Annotated in this window: 20 protein-coding genes; 2 read left to right on the top strand and 18 right to left on the bottom strand. The window is 29.5% G+C overall.

Annotated features, from left to right (window positions below; genetic code table 11):
- Positions 1-8: 8 nt before the first annotated feature.
- Complete coding sequence (locus tag K7H06_RS06920; protein ID WP_223039148.1) at positions 9-1,013, bottom strand: hypothetical protein; 1,005 nt, start codon at positions 1,011-1,013, stop codon at positions 9-11.
- Between the two features lie 530 nt (positions 1,014-1,543).
- Between K7H06_RS06920 and K7H06_RS06915 the strand changes: the two genes are divergently transcribed.
- Complete coding sequence (locus K7H06_RS06915) at positions 1,544-2,299, top strand: hypothetical protein (protein ID WP_223039147.1); 756 nt, start codon at positions 1,544-1,546, stop codon at positions 2,297-2,299.
- 62 nt (positions 2,300-2,361) lie between these two features.
- Here the strand turns inward: K7H06_RS06915 and K7H06_RS06910 are convergent, their stop codons facing one another.
- The 10 genes from K7H06_RS06910 to K7H06_RS06865 form a co-directional block, all read right to left on the bottom strand.
- A complete protein-coding gene (locus K7H06_RS06910) occupies positions 2,362-3,021 on the bottom strand; it encodes a magnesium chelatase domain-containing protein (protein ID WP_223039146.1) in 660 nt (219 codons plus the stop codon).
- 86 nt (positions 3,022-3,107) lie between these two features.
- Complete coding sequence (locus tag K7H06_RS06905) at positions 3,108-3,467, bottom strand: YraN family protein (RefSeq protein ID WP_223039145.1); 360 nt, start codon at positions 3,465-3,467, stop codon at positions 3,108-3,110.
- Between the two features lie 649 nt (positions 3,468-4,116).
- Positions 4,117-4,323 (bottom strand): hypothetical protein, encoded by a 207-nt coding sequence (locus tag K7H06_RS06900; protein ID WP_223039144.1) that lies wholly within the window; start codon positions 4,321-4,323, stop codon positions 4,117-4,119.
- A 68-nt stretch (positions 4,324-4,391) separates the two neighbouring features.
- A complete protein-coding gene (locus tag K7H06_RS06895) occupies positions 4,392-4,922 on the bottom strand; it encodes a hypothetical protein (RefSeq protein WP_223039143.1) in 531 nt (176 codons plus the stop codon).
- Between the two features lie 104 nt (positions 4,923-5,026).
- On the bottom strand, positions 5,027-5,194 hold the full coding sequence (locus tag K7H06_RS06890) for a hypothetical protein (RefSeq protein ID WP_223039142.1): 168 nt from the start codon (positions 5,192-5,194) through the stop codon (positions 5,027-5,029).
- Between the two features lie 202 nt (positions 5,195-5,396).
- A complete protein-coding gene (locus K7H06_RS06885) occupies positions 5,397-6,311 on the bottom strand; it encodes a DUF3658 domain-containing protein (protein ID WP_223039141.1) in 915 nt (304 codons plus the stop codon).
- 566 nt (positions 6,312-6,877) lie between these two features.
- A complete protein-coding gene (locus K7H06_RS06880; RefSeq protein ID WP_246637648.1) occupies positions 6,878-7,363 on the bottom strand; it encodes a GNAT family N-acetyltransferase in 486 nt (161 codons plus the stop codon).
- A gap of 178 nt (positions 7,364-7,541) precedes the next feature.
- On the bottom strand, positions 7,542-7,781 hold the full coding sequence (locus tag K7H06_RS06875) for a hypothetical protein (protein WP_223039139.1): 240 nt from the start codon (positions 7,779-7,781) through the stop codon (positions 7,542-7,544).
- A gap of 303 nt (positions 7,782-8,084) precedes the next feature.
- A complete protein-coding gene (locus K7H06_RS06870; RefSeq protein WP_223039138.1) occupies positions 8,085-8,507 on the bottom strand; it encodes a VOC family protein in 423 nt (140 codons plus the stop codon).
- A gap of 485 nt (positions 8,508-8,992) precedes the next feature.
- Entirely contained in the window at positions 8,993-9,253 is a 261-nt protein-coding gene (locus K7H06_RS06865; RefSeq protein ID WP_223039137.1) for a hypothetical protein, read from the bottom strand.
- A gap of 80 nt (positions 9,254-9,333) precedes the next feature.
- Between K7H06_RS06865 and K7H06_RS21335 the strand changes: the two genes are divergently transcribed.
- On the top strand, positions 9,334-9,462 hold the full coding sequence (locus tag K7H06_RS21335; RefSeq protein ID WP_281426043.1) for a hypothetical protein: 129 nt from the start codon (positions 9,334-9,336) through the stop codon (positions 9,460-9,462).
- 110 nt (positions 9,463-9,572) lie between these two features.
- Here the strand turns inward: K7H06_RS21335 and K7H06_RS06860 are convergent, their stop codons facing one another.
- The 7 genes from K7H06_RS06860 to K7H06_RS06830 all read right to left on the bottom strand — a co-directional run bounded on the left by K7H06_RS06860 (position 9,573) and on the right by K7H06_RS06830 (position 16,874).
- The gene (locus tag K7H06_RS06860) at positions 9,573-9,899 is read right to left on the bottom strand and encodes a hypothetical protein (protein WP_223039136.1); all 327 of its coding nucleotides are present in this window, start codon (positions 9,897-9,899) and stop codon (positions 9,573-9,575) included.
- A gap of 29 nt (positions 9,900-9,928) precedes the next feature.
- Positions 9,929-10,192: a hypothetical protein gene (locus tag K7H06_RS06855; RefSeq protein WP_223039135.1), complete on the bottom strand. Its 264-nt coding sequence runs from the start codon at positions 10,190-10,192 to the stop codon at positions 9,929-9,931.
- A 12-nt stretch (positions 10,193-10,204) separates the two neighbouring features.
- Positions 10,205-11,461: a DNA polymerase Y family protein gene (locus K7H06_RS06850; protein ID WP_223039134.1), complete on the bottom strand. Its 1,257-nt coding sequence runs from the start codon at positions 11,459-11,461 to the stop codon at positions 10,205-10,207.
- Positions 11,462-11,676: 215 nt separating this feature from the next.
- Positions 11,677-11,814 carry a hypothetical protein gene (locus K7H06_RS06845; RefSeq protein ID WP_223039133.1) on the bottom strand — a complete coding sequence of 46 codons (138 nt, stop codon included), beginning with the start codon at positions 11,812-11,814 and terminating at the stop codon, positions 11,677-11,679.
- A 645-nt stretch (positions 11,815-12,459) separates the two neighbouring features.
- Entirely contained in the window at positions 12,460-13,572 is a 1,113-nt protein-coding gene (locus K7H06_RS06840; protein ID WP_223039132.1) for a M20/M25/M40 family metallo-hydrolase, read from the bottom strand.
- Between the two features lie 22 nt (positions 13,573-13,594).
- The gene (locus K7H06_RS06835) at positions 13,595-15,178 is read right to left on the bottom strand and encodes a PucR family transcriptional regulator (RefSeq protein ID WP_223039131.1); all 1,584 of its coding nucleotides are present in this window, start codon (positions 15,176-15,178) and stop codon (positions 13,595-13,597) included.
- Between the two features lie 106 nt (positions 15,179-15,284).
- Positions 15,285-16,874 carry an OPT/YSL family transporter gene (locus K7H06_RS06830; protein WP_223039130.1) on the bottom strand — a complete coding sequence of 530 codons (1,590 nt, stop codon included), beginning with the start codon at positions 16,872-16,874 and terminating at the stop codon, positions 15,285-15,287.
- Between the last annotated feature and the right edge of the window lie 106 nt (positions 16,875-16,980).

Genomic DNA, 16,980 nt, shown 5'->3' with positions numbered 1-16,980 from the left:
GTCAATGGCTACTTTAGCTTGAATTTGAATGCTTTCTTCTTTATCTCAAATTTCTTATCTGATTTATTAATTTTATTCACTATTTTATAAATTCTTTTGTCTATTGTAAAATAGAATATTACAGTATTTTCTCCCTCCATTAAATATTCTTCTAAATTCTTTTCCATTGTATATTCTTGTTTTGTTTCACTATACATTCCACTAACATCATCTTGTTTAGCATCAAGAACTTTATTATCTTCGCCGTCTACTGATAATACTACAAGTCCTGTACAATCTAATTCTTTAGTATCTATAGATACTTCTTTTCTTTTCTCATCCTTGTCCCCAATAACTATGAGTTTCATATTTGAAGGTTTTCGATTTAATAAAGTAACTTGCATAGAAACATTGTTTCTATCTGAAAATTCAATTTCACATGTCTTAGTAAGCCCATTGCCAATAGTACTTGTAAATAGAGATAAAATAATCCCCCCTATAAAAATATACAAAATAATGATTCCTATAATATTTTCGAATGTCTCTTTAGTATCTTTAAAAAATTTTCTTAGGCCGTAACAACAATAAAAAACAAAAAATATTAGTAGAAAAATGACCATCATATAACCTATTACTTTATTTATACCACTAGGTTTTGATAATAAAATACCTACTGCCATTACTTCCAGTACAATAAATAATAAAACTTGAAAAGATACAAGAAAGAATTTATATATGTTTTCGGTAAAATTTTCTATTATTGTTCTTACCTCATCTGCAATTATATTCACTCTCACAAAATTATGTGTTTCAGCAGTACAATATAATATTCCTATCATTATCAAATATATTAGTGCTGTTAAAAAGCCTAATACAATAAAATGTTGTCCTCCAAGTGGGCAATTTCTATAAATGTACAAACTATTCGCTAATTTGTTGTTTGCAAGGTTATTAATATTTCTATAAATAATACTAAGTACACCAATTATTGTAATCACTAAAAGCATCCTACTATTTCTGTCACTCAATTGCATTTTAAACTCCCCCTGTTATATTAATTCTGCCAATTATTGTTCTTCTACTTCTATATTTAGATTCATTAATTCAGTACATGTAAAACACTCCCTCAATTTATAAATATTTGAATTTTTCATAGTCAATTATACAATAGAATATTTCTAAAACAAAGAAAAAGTAATACCTCTACGCATACTATTAACATGAAAACATTGATTTTACTTCATTTGCTTTTCTATTGATATAGTATCTCAAGCTTTTTATGTTATCTCCCAATTATATATAAATTAGCAAAACGTGTTTTACGTGTTGTATGACTAATCTATCACCTTTAATTCTAAATGTGATGCAAATCAATTTTTGCATTCAAAAATAGAAACCAAAAATAATTAAACGTCGTTATATCTATAAATTGTATTTTTTTCCAAATTGTGATATCATTTGTTTATTCAAATATAAGGGGGGTGACATCATAGATAGATTTCCAACAAAACGTGACTATTGGTATAGTTTCACCATAGCAATTATTGGCATGATATTTTTAATAGTGTCTTTTGTAGTAAATCCAGGTAGACTTAACACCGAATTAGGGCTTGTATCTACGATTACTTCAATCATTTTATCTGTTATAGCTATTATCTATACTTTAGTTGATAGTTCAAACAATAAAAAAACTTCTGAAAAGATAATTGATGCTTCAAATACTATTACAACAGTTACAAAAGATATAGAAGGTTCGTCATCGAAATTATCAGCACTTATTGAGGATTTATCAACATTAGACTTACTTAATAAACTTTCAAATATAGAACAATCCGTTAAATGTGTTGATGAGTCTGTAGCAACAGTGGATACAAAATTCGGCAATCATATAGCTGAATTAAAAAATGCTTTATTTAGTTCAATTCATAATGAAAATACTGAGAATACTAAAAATCACAGCGAGCATATCAAAACAGCAATGTTTCTCTGTAACAATTTGCAAGAAATATATAATGCAAAACGTTTGTTATATTTGGTAGGTTTGTCAAAGATAAATAAAGACATAAACTATATGCATGTTATTAATTTTGCGATAAATACAATGAACACAAGTAATCTAACTGAACCATATAATAATCCTCTATTCCTAGAAGGCATATTATCTACTGTACTTGGTCTATTTTCACATTTAGGTTTTTATTATTGGGATGAAAACTTTCGCTTTCAAAATGTTTTTGATGGTGTTCAAGAAGTAAATAAATGGATTGAAGAAAATGATAAAGAATTTGCTAATTTAGCAAAATCTGAATTCTTAAAGTAATAAAAGCATGGGTGAACAAATGTTTATCCATGCTTTCATCACATTTCATACATGATAATGTATCATAAATCTAGTATATTATGTCCTCCTGCTGCTGCAATTTGAAATGCTCTTTTCACCATTTCTTGTCCTACCACATCTTGAAAATCTTCTTCATAAGACCCAGTACTTTCATTATCACTTCTATCTATTATATAAGGCTCTACAGTTAATTCTCCTTGAAAGTATTTTACAATATCTCTTAGATTTTCAAACGGATAAATTTGTAGATCTTTAATCATTGCAGCTTCGTCTGCATTGCTCTTGGATAATATAATTTTTTTGATTCCTTGATTTCTCAGCGCTATAACAAGAGGTAATACACCCGTAACCCTATTAAGACTTCCATTTAATGATAATTCTCCTATAAACGCAAATTCTTCAAGATCCATACTTTCTATCTGGTGTGATGCTTGTAATATTCCTAACGCCATAGGTAAATCAAAATGAGTCCCTTCTTTTTTCATATTTGCAGGGGCCAAATTGATGGTAATTCTTTTCATCGGAAAATCAAATCCAGAGTTCTTTATTGCAGATCTTACTCTTTCTTTTGACTCTTTAACGGCTACATCTGGAAGCCCTACTATAACTAGTGCAGGAAGTCCATTTGATATATCTACTTCAACTGCTGTAAGATTACCATCTAACCCTTTTAATACACAGCTGTAAACTCTAGATAGCAAGAAAACATCTCCTTTATGTACACTCAAACAAGTTTATAATTATCTTATCCATATTGCATTTAATCATTTCATAAATATTACAATATTCATAAAATGATATTCTCTATATGATTTATACTAGGAGGTTTCAAAGGGTCAACCATAACTTCTATAGCATCAAATCGAAAATTATAATCTTTCCCCTTTAATCTTTGCATATAGTACTGACCTACTTTTAAAAGATGTATTTTCTTTTTCTTATTAATGGCTTCTATAGGTCTCCCAAAAGATAAGTTTCTTCTTGTTTTTACCTCAACGAATATATACGTATTATTTTTATATGCAATAATATCTATCTCTCCAAATCTACATCTATAATTTAATTGAACAATTTTATATTGAAATTTCCTCAAATATTCTGCTGCAATTTGCTCACCAAATACACCTAAATTTTTTATACTATTCATATAAATTTCTCCTTGTACCTGATAAAAATAATTCACAGTATATCCTTTGATTTCATTCTGTATTCTTCCTTTTTTTGTATTTTTTATTCAAATATGTTAAAAGTAATAGTTGTTAATAACAACAATATCTTACATAATGCCCTAATTATTACTCATAAAATCCTATCAATGGCAAAGTATATACAATGATAACGAATTCAGCACAGGACTTCTAAAGATTACTAACAATAACTTAGATACTAACATATTGAATCAATTAACCCTTCTTTGCATATAATTATTACAAATAAACAATCTCTGGAGGCTTAATATGTTCAAAAATAATAAACATGTTTGGGTATGGTTAGCTGTTGCTTTGTTTCTATTTATATTTAATAAACTATCCTTATAAAGGTTCTTCCAAAATACTTTTATCATATTCATAATATGTAAACTCATTCTTAAGATTTTTCTCTTGGATTAATAAAGTAACAAAATCAGACTTGAATAATTAGTTATTCAGGCCTAATCCCATTCTTCTAAAACAAACCCAGCCTAAAGAGAACATTCTGTATTTATTTGTATGTGCATTGGTAAATGCAACTGAATGATCATAAACTTTATAACAATCTAAAAATAACTACATGCTTTTTGTAATACCCTTATCACCTTAATTAACACTTCCGAAAACAGAAATTCTAATAGCTTTTTCCTTTAGCAATGTTCCAGTAACAGTTTTCATATTTTTAAGATCCACTAAAGTAAGATCATGAGCATTACCATTAAAAACACCATTAGGATAGTAATAGCCGTCTTTACAGTATTGTGACATTTTATTACAACCCACTGATACAACTTTACCATTTTCAAGTGTCAATCTCCATCCTTCTAGACGGCACCCTCCACCTTCTCCAGGAGGTCTGCATTCTACTATTGGCTTTCGATCTATAATTTTAAAACAACAGGGTTTTTTACAGGAACGATATCTGTAACTACTTCATATTTGTCGTTTATAATTCCTGCATAATAAGTAACCATATTACTACCGGCTGGAGCATCACTTGAAAAACTATATTCAGTAGATTTGAAGGTTGTAGTACTTTCAGAGCTGCCATTTACTTCACAATACTTTGAACCTAAATTTAAGTCAAGAACATCTTTTACAATGCTTAGATTAATCCCAGCAGAGTGTTCCCACGTTTTTAAATAAGATGTTGTTTTGGTAACTGTTTTTGATTCAATTACAGTTTTACCCTTTGCAATACTTATAATTTCTTCCGCCTTAGTAAATGGACCATAATTAGTTTTGTCTAGCTTAATGTATCTTATCCGTATATCATAATATTTTCCATCAAAACCTTTTTGTCTAGTGAATCCATCAATAGAGTTTTTATCATAACATTTTCCCATATAAATATTAAAAAATCTGGATTTCAAGAAATCGAGATCTAATTGAATATTTCTCCCATACTTCATCTGCAAATCTCCTTGTACAGTTTACACTTATCTTTGAGTAACATTTGTCATTTAAGGTCGATTCTTTGGAATGTTTTGTATAAAAAATAGGAACTCAATTGTTCCTATTTTAAAAGTCTTTTAGAATCAATTTTTTCACTTAGCTTTTCTAATTCCTCTATCATTTTCATTAATTCTGTGTCTTTTCTATCTCCTAATAATGCTTTTTTCTCGACTTTCAATTTGAATAGGCTTAGTGATATTAAATCTAGTTCTCTTTTGGTTAGATTCATGTGTATCCCCCTTGTACAATACCTTTAAAACTATACAGTTTTCTATAATCAATAAAAATAAGGACTAGATAAGATCTAATTCTTATTGTAGGTTAAAATATTGAGTTCTCACCACTCCCTTGTATTATATTGAGACCTTTTGCGTTGCTACATAATATAAGAATATTGCGAGGTAATCTGCTAAAGATTATGCTCATTTTGTTCATACCATTACTTTCTTCAAAACTTTTCCATAAGGATGTGACATATCCTTATTCTCAACAATAATCAGTTTGTTCTCCTCAATCATCTTATCTATACGCAAAGCATACCAACTATCACTAACACCCAACTCGTAATTTCCCATAATCTCACCAATTAAACGAGCCATAAGGAAATCATCGTCAGGAATATTTTTTGTAATAATGAAATCATAATAATCTTCGGGAACAGAAATCAACTTTCCGTTTACAACAGCTCTTAATGGGGCGTTTTCCCTTACCAAGTCACACCAACGGTTACTAAACATTCGTTTTTCAGATTGAGATAATTGTCTTTCCAAAGGCAAGAATTGATAAAATTTTCCTGGCTCTATTTGCCCCCAGTCGCTATAGCTAACAATTTCATTCTCAGATATTTGCTTATATTCCGGTAATGAAACAACGCTTATTTCACAATCAATATTTCTTAATACATTGCAAATGAAGTAAAACCCGCAAGTCGAATAAGGGGTGTTGCTCTGCCAAATTCGTATTGGAGTGCCGTTGGTTGCAGCAGACAAAAGTTTTTCCATATCTTTGCGTTGATTATAAAAAAATTGTTCCTGTTTATTATCGTCAAAACCAAATCGTCCCCATACTTTTTGAAAAACATTTTGACGCTCAGTACCATCAAATTCACCGGATATATCCCCAATATCCAATGCAAATCCTATATAAACTGCATCTTGTGAATCTCCGCCAATAGCCTGACCTTCAAAGTGTTTCTTTAATACAACTTCAAAGTGTTTCTTTGATTCAGCTTTGGATGGCTTTTTTCCAATATATCCGATAGCTCCACCATGCATACTTTTTTCATCATAGTTTTTTGCTATTTTCATAGAACCTTTCGTGCTATCACTAAATACAACTTCAAGCATTATTTTACCCCCTATTATATAAATAACTTTTGTTGCATAATAATCTACTATTGTGCAGTATGTATTTTATCTGTTTATAGTATTTTGGTCTTACAGATAACACATCTATAATGTTATACCCAAATTTAATATTTATCAATTGTATTTTCTAATTATTCGACATATGTAACACCATAGCATTCTTGTTCAATTTAATTGTTTTTTGTCTCTGCTTGTCCACTCATCCATCATAAAAAAATCAATTAATCCCATAACATACCCTAACCTTAAAAGTAGCCATTGACTCACAGACGGGTTAACCTCTACTATTGCTATAAATGCAGGTTTTATTTTCTGATCAACTAATAAGAATCCATAAATAAGTATTAAAAATATAAGTAATATGCTAATAAGTGCTTTTAAGCTACCCTTCGTTTTTCTACGGTGGTATCTCCTGTAACGCAAAAAATCACCCCCTTCTTATATAAATATGTTCCTTGGTGGTGATTTAGTTACAATTTTATTTAGTTTTGTTTGATGCACAATATAAGAAGATTACAAACTAACTTTAATGTAAATTACGTTTATCATATTTCCTCAATCTGCAATTTCATGGGTGTAAACCTTATACCATCAACAATCTGTTCTAAATTAGTATCTTGAAAACCTAACTTATGATAAAATTCTACGGCATAACGTGATGAATTAACCGTTATTTCTTTTATCTTAAAATTATTTCTAACCATGGTCAGTACTGTTTCAAATAGATGCCTAGCTATTCCCTTCCTGTGATAGTTTTTATCTACAAATAACATACCAAGGTGGCTTACTTCCTTCATGGCAATAACTCCAACAATTTTTTTTCTATCATAGCATACCCAAAAGTTTAAACTATCATCCTGAATCATATTTTTAATTGAATTAAATGCTATAAAATCTGTAAATGTTTTTATACCCTGTTCAGAATAATGAGGAGCTTCAAATTCCATAAAAACATTGTATATAAGTGCCAATGCTTTTTCTAACTCCTCCATCTTTAAAACTTTAATTTGATATTTAAGCGAATTTTCCACTACTATTTCCCTCCATTCACTTATACACATAATTTTATAAGTGCATAATACTTATTCTACCATATATTAAAAAGTTGTTAGTGTTATCCAGCAGCTTTTATAAGCAACTAATTTACAATTGTTTTTCGTTGAAATTTCTTATATTACCACGGAATATAAGAAATGTATGACTTTAAATCTAGTCGTTTTTACTAATTCCCATAATAGAACATATTAACCCTAAAAAAGCTATTAAATATTCAATACCACCAAGATTAGAATTAGGGTCAACTGCAATTATACCCCCAAATAAAGTTATATTTATACCTAAAAGCATTACTTTAAGACCTGAATAATTTTTCTTTGATATTAAAATAATCCCTCCTACTAACAAACCTAATATAACTATATAAATTACTGTTTCTGATATAAATGCCATTCTATTCCTCCCCCTTAAACAAAATAGTATTTGCAAAAAAAGATCCTTTAATTTTTGCTTATATAAGATAATTTTATAGTATAACAATGTAAAACATTTTACACCTATCTCCTTGTAAAATTTGTCATTTGAGGTTGATTGTCTAGAATTTTTTGTATATAAATAAGAACTAGATAAATCTAATTCTTGTTGTAGATTAGAATGTTAAATTTTCACCACGCCTTGTTTTGTGTTGCATTGTGACCTTTTGCGTTGCTACATAATATAAGAATATTTTGTGTTATAAGTTTATTTAGATTATACTTATTTTACGCGTTTAGCCATCGGATGATTTTCTTTAAATTCAACCAAATCCCATAAATTTCCATACAAATCTTTGAATACTGCTACTGTACCATATGATTGTTCTTTAGGATCTCTAACAAATTCTATGCCTTTTTCTATCATTTCGTTGTAGTCTCGCCAAAAATTATCTGTTCCAAGAAATAGAAAAATACGTCCTCCTGCTTGATTTCCAATAAATGATTCTTGTTCATGTTTAGAAGCTCTTGCAAGTAATAATGTAGTTCCTGATGAACCTGGTGGAGACACTACCACCCATCGCTTATCTTGTTCTGGTTGGTATGTATCTTCTATTAATGTAAAATGGAGTTTCTTTGTATAAAATTCAATGGCTTCATCATAGTCTTTCACTACTAACGCTATGTGTACAATAGATTGTATCATTTTATTTACCTCCTCTTTCTTTACACATATAAATAATCTTTACTTCACGTCGTTCTACAAGTGCATAATACTTATTCTACCATATATTAAAAAGCTTCTGGTGTGATTCAGCAGTTTTTATATGTATACAAAACCTGCTCTCCTTCCATTCTAATATTTAGCATTTACTTTTATAATATCATAAAATAAGCATAATAATTGCTCTAATATCTATGTTCATTTCAACCAATTTTTATCGTAAATTTTGTGTTAGATACCACCAAAGCTTCAAAACAAGCTAACTATATTATGAAAAATCCTAGTGTGGAATCTTTAGTTCAAGAATCATTGTATTTTTTATATCCTTTTGATAAAAGCTTAGAAGCACTGATTCAAAAATATTCCTTCTCTTGATTTTATCTATTTCCCTAATAAGTTTATTTTTTTGCTATCTCTGAATTTAATGAAATATAATCTTCTGGAATAGTAATTTCTATTTTTTTCTATTATAAAATATTTCTGAACAAGACTTTTTCATTATATATAGTATCATCTTTCGTCTCTTCTATGTATATATAACTAGTTTCTTTTATAATTTCATTATTCTCATTTATTCTAGTCTCATAATAATATTCTTTTATACTTGATTTATCAATTCCTCCATACTCTACATCAGATATGAAATAATGAAGCAATAACTTAGAATCTATCTCCATTAAATTTATACGATAGTCTGTGCAAATTTTATTATTAATACTATGTAACACATGTCCTATAACCTGCATACATTATATTAAGTCAAAAGAAAATAATCAAAAATCATAAATATAAAAGGAGGTTTTTCCTTATGGCTAACGCTCTATGTGGTGGAAATTATGATGGTTGTGGTGGTTGTAGCACCGAATTATTATTATTCTTCTTGTTGTTAGTATTGCTATTCTGTAATTGTGGTGGATACGGTGGTTACGGCTGCTAATAAATAAAAAAGAATTGGGAATTTATTCCCAATTCTTAATACATACCTCTCACTTCATAAATCAGCAATGTATTGCAATACCTTCTTTGATGACCAGGAGCAATCCTGTTCTATATATATTTTTCTTCTCTTTTATTTCTCCTTACATATTTCTGTAGACATATATATCTTTTATCAACTATTTCTAATTTCTTAAGTAAATTATTTAAAAGGGCTATCATATTCTCAATTTTATATCTTAAATGCATTGAAGCATTGCTACTTGTTTCTTTTTCATAAGTAGATTGAATTGTAGGCAATTTTTCTCTTATGTAAGTTACATTCTTTGATATATCGATAAGCTCTTGTTTTAAATAATTATCAGTTCCCTCTATTCCCATCATGTTCACCATTTCTACAACAGTTTGATAGTATTCATTACTACTACAACCATTCATTTTATATCATCCCCCATGTATAATAACTTCTATATTTTAAATAGTACCCATTTACAGCTAGACAACTCATACTTTAATACATATACTTTTGTTACATCATTTATGACACTCTGACACGTAAAAACATACATATAATTGCCAGCCAATTTTTCTTTCTCTACTGTTATGACTCTTCCAACCTTAATAAGGTTCCAAGATTCATCATTATTTTTCAATCTAAATCTAATTGGATGCGGAGCTCCATTCTGTTCAAACCAAGCTATCATTTCAATAGGTTTTGCTACTACTTTCATATACCATCATCCTTATAATAAACTTGACATCATTAGATAATCTTGCGTACCTACTCCACCAATTAGTGGCTTTATTCTAGAATGCAAAAAGCTTGCTCGTACAATTGAATTGCTACCAAAGTTTGATCGTATTTTATCTATAGTAGCGTCCAATGCTTTAGTTTTCTCCAGATTCACTTCGTCAAAAAATGATCTTTGCTGGAATTGATTTGTACAAAAATCAGATACTCGAACTCCTAAATGTCTTATAGATTCGCCTTTCCATGATTCATTAAATAATTCCTTTACAACTTTATAAATTTGATTGGTTGTATCTGTAGGCGCAAATAACTTTCTTTGATGTGTGTATCTCATGAAGTCTTTATTCTTAATTTCTACAGTTATTACCTTACAGCAATATTTTGCATCTCTTAACCGCAGAGACACGGTCTCCGTTAATCCTAGAAGAATCATATGTGCTGTTCTTTTATCATCTACATCAAATGCTATTGTTGTTGAGTTCCCTATCCCTTTCATATTTTCATAATTACTTAATCTTACTTTTGAATCTTCAATACCGTTGGCATATTTCCAGATCATTTTTCCATGGCTTTTAAGCATATATCTTATATGTTCAAGGTTACACTTTGCTAAATCCCCAATAGTGCAAATTCCTATTTTATGAAGTTTAGGTGCTGTCGCCCTACCTACCATAAATAAATCCTCTATCGGCAGTGGCCACATCTTCTCAGGTACCTCTTTAGGATATAAAGTGTGTACTCTATTAGGTTTTGTGAAATCTGAGGCCATTTTTGCTAAAAACTTATTTACTGATACACCAATATTCACAGTAAACCCAAGTTCTTTATGTATTCTATCTTTAATTGTATGTGCTGCAGTGATAGGATCACCGAAATGTTTTTCCATATTGGTATAATCTAAGAAACATTCGTCCACAGAATATCTTTGAATTGTTGGTGAATATTCTTTAAGCATTTCTACCATTGCATTACTGCATTTAATATATAATCCATAGGTCGGTGGTACTATAGTAAGATTAGGACATTTCTGCAATGCAGAGTATATTGTCTCTCCTGTTTGAATCTTATATTTTTTTGCTGGTATAGATTTAGTCAATACAATACCATGCCTAGTCTTTGGATCTCCTCCTACAATAGATGGAATCTCTCGTAGGTCAATTGATTCCCCATGTTGTAACCTATATACCGCTTCCCATGAAAGGTATGCAGAATTTACATCTATATGAAAAATCGTTCTTACCTTTTTCATTATCATCACCTTCACAATTTTGTATTATCTACCATAATTATATTCGAACAATCGTTCGATGTAAACATTTTTATCGAACACGCGTTTGAATATTTTTACAATATATGTTAAAATCGAGATGAGTATTACAAAAAAATCGCCAGGTAATCACATGCACTATGATATAACATATAGTTTATCAGAACAAAATATTTTAGAGATTGTTGAAGGTGTTTTTAGAAAGTGATAAGGCAGGATTGATCTGCTGCAGCTTTCTTTTTCTCTTCTTCGGCTTTTACTTCTCTATCATCTACTATTTCAAAATATTTTTCTATACCATCTATAACAATTCCAGAAATCTCTTTTTTATCCATTCAATCACCTCAATAAAATATATGAGGACATTTCTTTCATTAGTACATGTATTATAACTATTACCACTGAACATACTTCAGATCACTGCATAGTCTTACAAAAGCTTCCACATCATAACAACCCATTTACCCTCACTTCCAATTCGAACCAACATATTGAGATGGAGATTGGTCAACGCATACAAGTTTTAAAATGCGATCATTTCCAAATAGTTCAATATAGTTCCATAAAATTGATACTCCCATAGACCATTCAATTTCATTTACATTATTTACATCTAAATGAATTAATAGTTCCTTTTATAGATAAAAAATCATTTACTTGATTTTAATGATTTTAGGTTATATTATCTTTTCAAAACTAAAAATAGGTAGAGCTTACACTGCTCTACCTACTAGAAAAATCCTTTTGCTAAGTGTCATTCCTTTTCTGTAATAGTTCCTCCACCAAACTCCCATCCATTTGATTACATAAATTCAATAAAACAATCTAAAAAATCTTGAAGTGTAACAGGTCAAATGGATGATTACACTTGATAGGTGTACTCCATAACACCTGCCTTTATGCGCACCACAGATTTGTTCACACTCACTTACACATGAAAGTCTTCTTATTGTCTCAATCTTCCTGATTATATTTTTAAATTATTGTTCTCTTAACATGAGCCCTAATGCAACATTGGTAATATCAATTAAACTCTGTATAGTTATATGTTCTTCTAATGTGTGTGCTTTCGACATACCTGTACCTAAATTTATTGCCTTTATTCCATTATAATTATAAATATTTGCATCACTCCCACCTCCTGTAGAAGTTGCATTTGATTTTATACCAAGCTTGTTACAAACATTTTCTACAGTTTTTACAAGGTTATCATCTTTTTCTATTTTAAATGCTTTATACATATTAGTTACTTCACACTCTAATTTAGCTCCATATTTTTCTGATGCCTTTTTAAAGCACTCTATCATATGCTCTGATTGGACCCTTAGCTTTTCATTATTCAAACTCCTTGTCTCTGCCACAATTTCTACCTCTGGACAAATAATATTAGTGACTTTTCCTCCATTAAAAACACCAACATTTGCTGTTGTTTCTTCGTCTATTCTGAGAAGTTTCATATTTGTGATTGCTTCAGAAGCAACTTGAATAGCACTAATACCTTCCTCTGGAGCTACACCTGCATGAGATGGTTTACCTATTACTTTCACATTTATTTTATCTTGAGCTGGTGCTTGTACAATTATTTTTCCTACTTCACCACTGCTATCAAAAACAAAAGCCTTTTTAGATTTTATTTTATTATATTCAAGATTCTTAGAGCCTCTTAAACCACCTTCTTCACAAATAGTGAATACTACCTCAATGGGCCCATGAGATAAGTTATTTTCTTTAATCATTCTGATAGCTTCTAATATAGCATTTACTCCGGATTTATCATCACTTCCTAGTATTGTATTTTCACTGCTGTATATTACACTATCTTTTATAATAGGCTTTATCCCCACACCTGGCTTTACAGTATCCATATGACTACTAAATAAGATTGGCTCAATATCTAAATTACCTTCTAAATAACCATATACATTATTTCCATTTGAACCAACTATTTCACCTGCACTGTCAGTCCAAACCTTCATTCCAATAGATTTCATTTCTTTAACTAAAAATCCAGAAAACTTACCTTCATTTCCTGTTTCACTGTCTCTCTGTACATATTCAATAAACTTATGAACTATTCTTTCTTTATTTACCATCATATTCCCTCCAATTAGCCCCTTATCTACTATATAATTTATGAAGTTTCAAACCTAAACTCATAATCAAATTTTTATCTGAACTTTTTATATTTAAATCGATAATACTTTCTATCTTTCTAATCCTTTTATATAATGTATTTCTATGTATGTATAAATCTTCAGCAGTTTTAAGTACATTATTATTGTTTTCTATATAGCTACTGATAGTTTTTACAAGCTCTGTCCCATAGTTTATATCATGATCCTTTAATTTTTTTATAGTATCCTCGTATAATCTAATTAATTGTGGATGCCTAGCTATTTCGTTTAAAACATAATATACAATTAAATCATCAAATAATTGAATATTTCCCATTTCTAATTTCAAGCCATTTTCAAGACAAAATCTTGCTTCATCATAAGCAATGGATAATTTATCTAAACTATCAAAGATTTTACTCACACCTATTTTAAAGCTATATTTGGGAAATTTATATTCAAATTCTTTTAGTAAATGCTCAAACCAAGTTTTACGATATATATTTTCTTTTTCACTACTAATACAAATAATTTTATTATTTTCAAAAATTATATGTATCTTATTATATTTCACCTTGTTATTTATTATTTCATAAATTTTATGTAAATCATTCTGAAGCTCTTCTTTTGAATTTATTTCCATAATCCATATAATTCTTCTTAAATCAAATGTAATGTTATAATAGGCAGCATCCCTTTTTAATTTTATCTTATTAGTAATTTTTTTATATATAACCGATTTTAAAAAATCTTCTTTAGAATTATACCTCGAATAGTCATAAGATTTTTCTAATAACATACTCACTATTAAATAAGAGCATGACAATTTAGCTATCTTTAAATCAAGCTTTATATAACTATCGTCATAAGAAATAATTGAAAAATATCCTATTATTTCACCTTCCACCCTCAAAGCATTAATCCATATTTTTTTATTATCTCTATTTATACAAAAAAAATCTGTAGAAGTATCTATCATCTCATGATTTTCATTTATAATAGAAATAATATTGTCTATGGGAAATTTTTTTTCATTTTTTGTTATACATTTTATTTTATTGTTATAAAAAGAAAATGCTACAAATGAATTTTTCATATATTTTTTTATTATACGAAACACATCTCTTGTACTATAGTTCTTTAAGCTTAAATTAAGTAATTCCTCATTGTATTTTTCAAGTCTAAAGTTTATATAATCCTTTTCTCCTAAGATCTTACTAATTATAGGCCATGTCATATCACTATAACCTACATGTATAGGTATCTCAATCAATGGAAAGTTCAATTCATTTGCTTTTTTTATAGTTTCTACAGGGATCTTTTTTAAAAATCTATCTGTTTTTATTCCTAGTCCTGCAGCACCTTTTTCATTTAACAATTCAATCCAAGAAATCAAGCCACTACCTTCTTTATATAAAAAATATGCAGTCGTTATAGCTAAATCGCCTTCATTTATCCAATATATACCATCTGGTATCTCTAAAATTTCAATATCTTTTATCTCTCTATCAAGACCTTTTTCACCTGCTAAAATTTTTAAACCTTTTAGATTATTATTTAAGTTTAAAATTTCTCTTACCTTCATAAACATCACCACATATGATTTTTATTTTAATCATAACATATTTTAAAAATATTGTAAGAATTTTAATAATCATTTGAAAAAGCTAAGGAATCCCTTAGCTTTTTCATTATTTAATTTTTCCAAGTCTTATAGTTGATTTAAAGAAGCTAAATAATGCAGCACCTGCAATAGAACCAGCACCTACAATATATAACATTCCTTCAGCTTCTTTCCCCTTAATCTTAAGAACTAAATATCTGATTCCTAGACCAACGAGTACAGTAATTCCAGCGATTGGTGATTTGATTAATAAACCTGTAGCAAAAAGTACCCCTAACTGCTTTGATGGTCCACCAACAAATTGAATAATCGCACCAGGAATAGCCCATAATAATAAGTATTTAGCTACTTCTGGATTTGTACCAGCTTCAATAGTTGCAACATAAACTCTATCTACAGGTGGAATTAAATCCTGAGCAAAGTAGAATTGATGCACAAACCCAACCATTAAAATGGCAACCATAAACGCAATAATTTCTGCTATATATTGTTGCTTTCTACCTTCTTTTTCAAATTCAATATCTTTTCCTTCTCCTCTAAGAACCCAACCAGCTTTGAAATCATAAGCCATGTCAGCAAATGCTGGACCCGTAGAAGCTGTAAAACCTACTAATAATGCTAACGCAACTGGTGGAAATCCAATAAGCATTCCCAATACTAAGAAGATTAATGCTGTAGCAAATGCAGGAAACCAACCTGAATACATAGCAGCAATACCAACAATCAATTCAGATACTATTGCCGCTGTTGCAGCAAAAATTACCCATAATACAAGCATACCAAATGACATTTCAGTCATGAGTCCAGTAACAACAGCTAATAATAAAGCTATACCAATATATACAAAGTATCCCTTTCCTAAACCTTTCTTAAGGTCTTTTGCACTTCTCGTAACTTTATATTTATTTTCATCTTCAGAATTTTTTTCACTTTTTATAATCTTAATAATTTGAATGAGTGCAACTAAACCAGCACCTATCATCGTACCATGTGGTAAATATACTTTCATTAAATCAATATCCGTAAATTGTGGAAAGTAACCTCTAGTTAATAAGCCTATACCAAATGCAGTAAGTGCAAAAGCATTACCAATAAATGCAACACCTAAAATATCCATAGGAATACCAAAGTATTTACCTACTGCACCCCCAATGATCCCTAATACAAGTACAATCCCACTCTTACCTTTTTCTGCAGCAGTCTTAATAGCTTCAGCTGTTGCAATCCCTGGAGGCCATGCCCCCTGAGCTGGAAAAGCTTGAGAATCAAATGAGAAATATAGAATCGTTGCATCTGTAATTACAGCCAAAGCAGCACCAGTTAGCATTGGCCATACTAAATCTGGTCTACCCATTAAGAATATTACACCAATAGGTAACATAAGTCCATTAGCTGCTGAAAATGTAGAGCCAGAAATAGCAGTTTGTAATAAATTTTGTCGATTTACATCTTTATACTTTTTTAAAAATGCAAATGGTACTTGAGCTAATACGATTGCTACTAATGCACCTATAATAGATGTATTAGGTGTTGTACCTAATCTTGTAATTAATTCAAGACCTACAATAGCTCCCATAGCTGATAGTATAATAATAAGAATCAGCGTACCAGGTTCTAATGGCGAAGGATGTGCTCTTACTTTTTTCATTTTTTCCATTGTTGTTCCCTCCTTTTAATTTTGGCTCTTTTCCTAAAAAATATTACTATTTTACTTTGTGAACTATCGTTCAACTGTCTTTTAGAAAAAGTCCTTATTTATATTT

This window comes from Crassaminicella profunda, from assembly GCF_019884785.1.
In the GTDB taxonomy this organism is placed as follows: Bacteria; Bacillota; Clostridia; order Peptostreptococcales; family Thermotaleaceae; genus Crassaminicella; species Crassaminicella profunda.
Note: the sequence above shows the minus strand (reverse complement) of the source record. Positions and strands in the feature narration are given on the sequence as shown.